Here is a 1,346-nt window from a genome sequence, read left to right as displayed (position 1 = left end):
CAGAGTAGGTGCTGGCCTCTCCACCCCGTGATCGTGACTCAACCTGGCGGTGACCCACCCCCTTTGGTGGTGTCTTCGGGCCGATTTGTCCGATCACATGGGTGGTGCGGCCGGCACCGACTCGGCCCACCTCGGTAACTTGATCAGAAGGTTGTCCGCCCCTTGCCGGGGGCGTGACTCATCACAGTGTTGTTCCGAAGTGACCTCATCCCGGACCGGTACCGGCCGCAAGCGGCCGCACAACCTATCGGTCAAACAGGGAGCTTCGAACCGCTATGTCCATTGTCGCGCACTTATACAACTTCTTCATCGGCGTCGATACACACGCCAGAAAACACGTCTACACGATCATCACCAACACCGGCATCCTCGTGGCTACCGGCAGCTTCCCGACGTCGAGGGCCGGCATCAAACGGGCCCTGGCATGGGCAGGCCGGTGGACGAAAGGTGACCTCGACACCCTGTGGGTCGTGGAAGGAACAGCCTCCTATGGTGCGGTGCTGACCGGTCATATCGCCGCTACCGAATACCCCGTGGTCGAAGCTGGACGCATGGATGCCAAAGCCCGGTACGGCGTGGGTAAGAGCGATGAGCTCGACTCCTACCGGATCGCGAAATCCGTGCTGGCGCTACACACCGACCAGCTGCGGTGGCCACGCCAAGGCGAAGGCGTCCGCCAGGGCCTGCGCGTGTTGTTGGCAGCCCGGGACGCGATGACCACCGAACGTACCCGGATGATCAACTCCCTGACCGCGTTGGTGCGCACTGTCGATCTGGGAATTGATGCCCGTAACTCGTTGACCGATACCCAGTTCGTCGAGATCGCGAAATGGCGGGACAGGAAGGAAGACATCGGCCTGGCCACGTCCCGGGACGAAGCGGTCCGTTTAGCTAAACGCGTCCTCGATCTTGACGACGATCTGCAGGACAACCATGACAAGCTCGCTGAACTTGTTGAGGCCAGTCCGGCGTCAGTCTTGCTGGCCGAACCCGGGATCGGTACGTTCACTGCCGCGGTGTTCTTCACCGCCTGGTCGCATCCGGGACGAGTCCGTAACGCGGCTGCGTTCGCAGCCCTGGCAGGGGCGAATCCGATCCCTGCTTCGTCGGGCAACACGCAACGACACCGGTTGAACAGGGGTGGGGATCGGCAGTTGAACCGGGCCTTGCACACGGTGATCACGAACCGGATGATCCACGATGAGAGAACCAGGGATTATGTTGCCCAGCGCTTTGGTGAGGACCCGACGAAGAAGTCGAAGAGGGAACTCAAGCGCAAGCTCAAATGGTATCTCGCGCGTCGAGTTTTCAAGATTCTCAACGGGCTAGAAACAATTCCCACGCCG

Annotated in this window: 1 protein-coding gene; it reads left to right on the top strand. The window is 61.0% G+C overall.

Features of this window, described 5'->3' with window-relative positions:
- Nucleotides 1–275: 275 nt before the first annotated feature.
- The coding region (locus KTJ89_RS19220; protein WP_259358969.1) for an IS110 family RNA-guided transposase at nucleotides 276–1,346 on the top strand (1,071 nt) is incomplete at its 3' end.

The organism is Brevibacterium sediminis, from assembly GCF_024895295.1.
Lineage (GTDB): Bacteria > Actinomycetota > Actinomycetes > Actinomycetales > Brevibacteriaceae > Brevibacterium > Brevibacterium sediminis.
Note: the sequence above shows the minus strand (reverse complement) of the source record. Positions and strands in the feature narration are given on the sequence as shown.